This is a genomic window from Syntrophorhabdus sp. (assembly GCA_012719415.1).
Lineage (GTDB): Bacteria > Desulfobacterota > Syntrophorhabdia > Syntrophorhabdales > Syntrophorhabdaceae > Delta-02.
On record JAAYAK010000085.1, the window covers coordinates 1 to 4,077 of the forward strand.

Sequence of the window (4,077 nt, forward strand, 5' to 3'; positions counted from 1 at the left end):
AGCTGGCGACGAAGCTGTAGGCAATGGTCACAGCGGTGGCGATCACCTGGACGAGGAACTGTTTCGGGTTGCCGAAGAAAAGGCCGTCGGCACCGGCCGGGTTCACCGCCTTCGAGGCGAAAAGCCCAGTGGCGAGCGCCCCCCAGATGCCGCCCACGCAGTGGACGCCAAAGACGTCGAGCGCGTCATCGTAACCGAATTTCGGTTTGATCCAGGCAACGGCGAAATAGCAGAATATGCTGACGAAGACCCCGATGAGGATGGCCGACAGCGCACTCACAAAACCAGCCGCCGGGGTTATCGCCACAAGGCCGCCCACGGCGCCCGTTGCCATGCCGAGCATGGTCGGCTTTCTGTTGAATATCCAGTCGATGAGCGCCCATGTCAACCCCGCGGCGGCGGCGGCCGTGTTGGTCACCACAAAGGCGTTGACGGCGATATCGTTCGCCCCGAGGGAACTGCCCGCGTTGAAACCGAACCACCCGAACCACAGAAGGGCGGTCCCGAGGATGGTGAAGGGCAGGTTGTGTGGCAGGATCGCGTGGCTGCTCGACCCTTTGCGCCTGCCGATGAACACCGCCGTCATGAAGGCGGCTATGCCGGCGTTGATATGCACGACCGTTCCTCCGGCGAAATCGAGGGCCCCCATCTCCCTGAGCCACCCCCCTATCCCCCAGACCCAGTGGCACACGGGGTCATAGACGAAGGTCGCCCAGAGTATCGTGAAGATGAGGAAAGCGGCAAACTTCATGCGCTCGGCAAAGGCCCCGATGATCAGCGCCGGGGTTATGACGGCAAACATCATCTGAAAGACCATGAAGAGCTGGTGGGGGATGGTCTCGGCGTAGTCCGCGTAGGGGGTAAGTCCCACTCCCTTGAGACCCACCCACTCAAAACCTCCCCAGAAACCCTTTCCGGGACCGAAGGAAAGGCTGTACCCGTAAAGCACCCATTGAACGCTTATCACGCAAAGGATGGTAAAGCATTGCATCAGGATGCCGAGGACGTTCTTCTTGCCCACCATTCCTCCGTAGAAGAACGCAAGCCCCGGCGTCATGAGCATGACAAGGGCCGTGGCCACGATAAGCCATGCCGTATCCCCGGTATCGGCCTTTGCCGCCGCCGGTGGCGCCGGAGCCGCGGGGGTCGCCTGTGCGGGAGCCTGCGCCGCCCCCTGTCCGGATCCGGCTTGTGCCCAGGCAAGCCCCGCAGGCATCACGAACAGGGCGAACAGTACGAACAGTGCAAGAAGTTTCTTCATCTTTACGCCTCCTCCGTAAAATAAGGAAGGCGCCACGGACCCTTTATGGGTCCACGACGCCTTCGTCTGGCAACCATAAGAATGGAAATGGCGCCCTGAACTCTCTCAGAACGCCATTGTTGTTCTCACATCATTGTGACCGCTCAAATCAGTGAGCGGTAATACTATACTGAAGTAAGAAACCGCCGCGAGTGGTAACTCCCTCCCTACGGCAACATCATCGGTCCCGAGGGAAGGACGAGACGGGCCAGCACGTTGATCAGCAGGGAGACCACGATGCTGACGATGATAACGACAACGAAGTATCCCAGCGTCTTTTCCTTCGGTGTCTCCATCAGGACGGGCAGGCCCGTGTAGAGAAGATAGAGCCCGTAGAGGGAGGCAAGCAGGGTGATCATGCCGAGCGCCGGTATGATCATGAAGATGCCGCCTATCCAGGCAGGGGTGAAGGAGAAAACCGCCAGCTTCGCCGCGGAGAGGATGTCCTTGCGTGAATCGAAGGAAGGCGCGAGGGCATCGATGATGAACGCGACGACATAGACCCCGACAAGTGTCAGGACGTAGGAGATGATGGCATGAAAGAGGCCCGATATGAAGGGGATTCGGAAGTGCATCCCGAGCATGGAAGTTCCTATGAGGGACATCCCTATGAACCCGGCGGCAGCCGGGATGATGGCCAGGATCACGGCGTAGGAGGTGAAAAGCTCCTTGACGGTCGTCTGTTCGGCCTTGACTGTCTCCCACGTGGCCGCGGGTTTGAACATAATGTCTTTTGCCCGTTCAACAAGATTCATGGGTCCTCCTCATTGTGCAAGTCTTTGCTTCTCTTTGGATCTGTCCGAGTATGCTGTCATTATTACCACATACCCGAAAAAGTGTACAGCCATTTAAGGGTTCCCGACACCCCTTTCACGGGTCAGAAGACCGATCCCCATCACCACGGCAACCCAGACCGTAACGGGCCAGAGGGGGTGGATCGTCCTTTGCAGCCCCGTGACGAAGGAAAGGGCCATGATGACGACGGTTCCGAGGAGCGCGGCAAATGCGCAGGAGCTTCTTATTCCCCGCGCGAACCATCCGGCAAAAACGATGTAGACTATGGCGCTCAGGAATACCGCCAGCCAGGTCACCTCGCGCAGTATCTCCCTCACAAAGAACCCCAGAGCGAGGGACAACCCCCCGATAAGAAGCGTCGTCACGCGCGACGCGAGAAGTATCTTTCTGTCGCTCTCCATGCCGAACAGGGGCGCCACGTAGCCCTTCACGGCAAGGGTCGTCGCTCCCATCAGAAAAGGGGAGCCGGAGCTCATGAGAGGCGCCCACATGCTGATGAGAAAGAAGACGGCAACCCAGGGCGGCACGATGCCAATGAGCGCCGGGAGGGCGGCGAGGGAATTGATCTCCGGAAAGCGCTGCTTCGCTATTATCCCGCAAAGGGCCGCCATGATGACGACGGGGATGGCGATCAGGTTGCCGATGACTATTCCCTTCCTCCCTTCGGCGAAGGTCCTGGCCGAGGACGCGGTGTTTATGACGGGCTGCGCGAGCACCCCCAGCGTGAAATTGATGAAGGCCCAGCTCAGCGCCTGGAAAACACCGAGGTCCCCGAAAAGGGTGTAATAGTGGCCACCCTGCCCGGCCATGGCCTGCAAACCGCCCGTCGAGAAGATAACGTAAAAACCGCCGAGAAAGATGCCGAACACGATGGCGACGATATGGATGAGGTTCGTATACGCCGTGGCGACGAAGCCGCCCATCACGTTGTAAAGCGTGAAGACGACAGCGGTGAGGACCATGCCGCCGTTGAAGGAAATGGTTCCCTTCGTAAGAACGGACAGTATGGCGCCGCCGCCCACGATCTGCATCGTCACGATCCAGATGGAAAAAACGAGCTGGAGCAAACCGGCAAGGCGCGTCGTCCTGCTGTCATAGAGACCTCCCACGACGTCGAGAATGGAATAGGTCTTCCTGCCCGAAAGGACCCTGGGGAGGATCATGGCGGTGACGAACATGGCTATCCAGATACCGGCCTGGAACCACAGGGCGGACAGGCCGTGGATAAAAGAACCCTGGGCCATGCCCACGATGGAGACGCCCCCTATCCATGTACCGGCGATGAGCACAGCGATGAAGGGCACCGACAATCCCCGCGAGGCCACGAGATAGGCGTCGGCCGACCGGGACTTCCGTGTAACGAAGGCCCCGGTGAGCCAGAGAACACAGATGTAGGCCGCTATCGCGAAAAGGTAGAGGCCCGTCACGCCCTATTTTCTCCTGAAGAACTCATCGAGCCTCTGTTTGAAAAGCGGGTCGGCGGCAAGGTCCGCCACGTAGCGCCGTTCCATGTCGAGGTGTGTCTCCAGGCCGAAGAAGAGGCAACGGTTCACGAGGTCTTTGAACTTGCCCATCGTCTCCATGGGGAGCGCCTTCAGGTTTCCGATGAGCTCGTCGAGCTTACTGTCCACCTCGCCATCATCGCACAGGAAATTGATGAGCCCCAGCTCCTTTGCCTCATCCATGGTAACGTTCCGGGAAAGAAGATAGAGTTCGTTGAAAAGCTTCGCTCCGATGATGCGGGGCAGAAGGATGCTGCCCCCTCCGTCCGGGGTGAGCCCGATCCTGCGGTACCCCATGTTCATGATGGTCTTCTTCGTTGCTATCGAAAGGTCGCAGGCAAGCGCCAGGCCCACCCCCGCCCCGACGGCCACACCCTCGATGACGGCAATGACGATGGCGGGGATGTTGCGGATCAGTTTGATGCTCTCGTTGAGGACGGCCGCTTCGGCGTCGATGAGCGCCTCGGCGTCCCCGGCCTC

Annotated in this window: 4 protein-coding genes; all 4 read right to left on the reverse strand. The window is 59.4% G+C overall.

Annotated elements, in window-relative coordinates:
- On the reverse strand, positions 1 to 1,216 hold a 1,216-nt coding region (locus tag GXX82_05440; GenBank protein NLT22470.1), incomplete at its 3' end, for an ammonium transporter.
- Positions 1,217 to 1,467: 251 nt separating this feature from the next.
- A complete protein-coding gene (locus GXX82_05445) occupies positions 1,468 to 2,055 on the reverse strand; it encodes a YIP1 family protein (GenBank protein ID NLT22471.1) in 588 nt (195 codons plus the stop codon).
- Between the two features lie 93 nt (positions 2,056 to 2,148).
- Positions 2,149 to 3,522, reverse strand: a complete 1,374-nt coding sequence (locus tag GXX82_05450; protein ID NLT22472.1) for a hypothetical protein — start codon at positions 3,520 to 3,522, stop codon at positions 2,149 to 2,151.
- 3 nt (positions 3,523 to 3,525) lie between these two features.
- Positions 3,526 to 4,077: hypothetical protein (locus GXX82_05455; protein NLT22473.1), on the reverse strand; the 552-nt coding region annotated here is incomplete at its 5' end.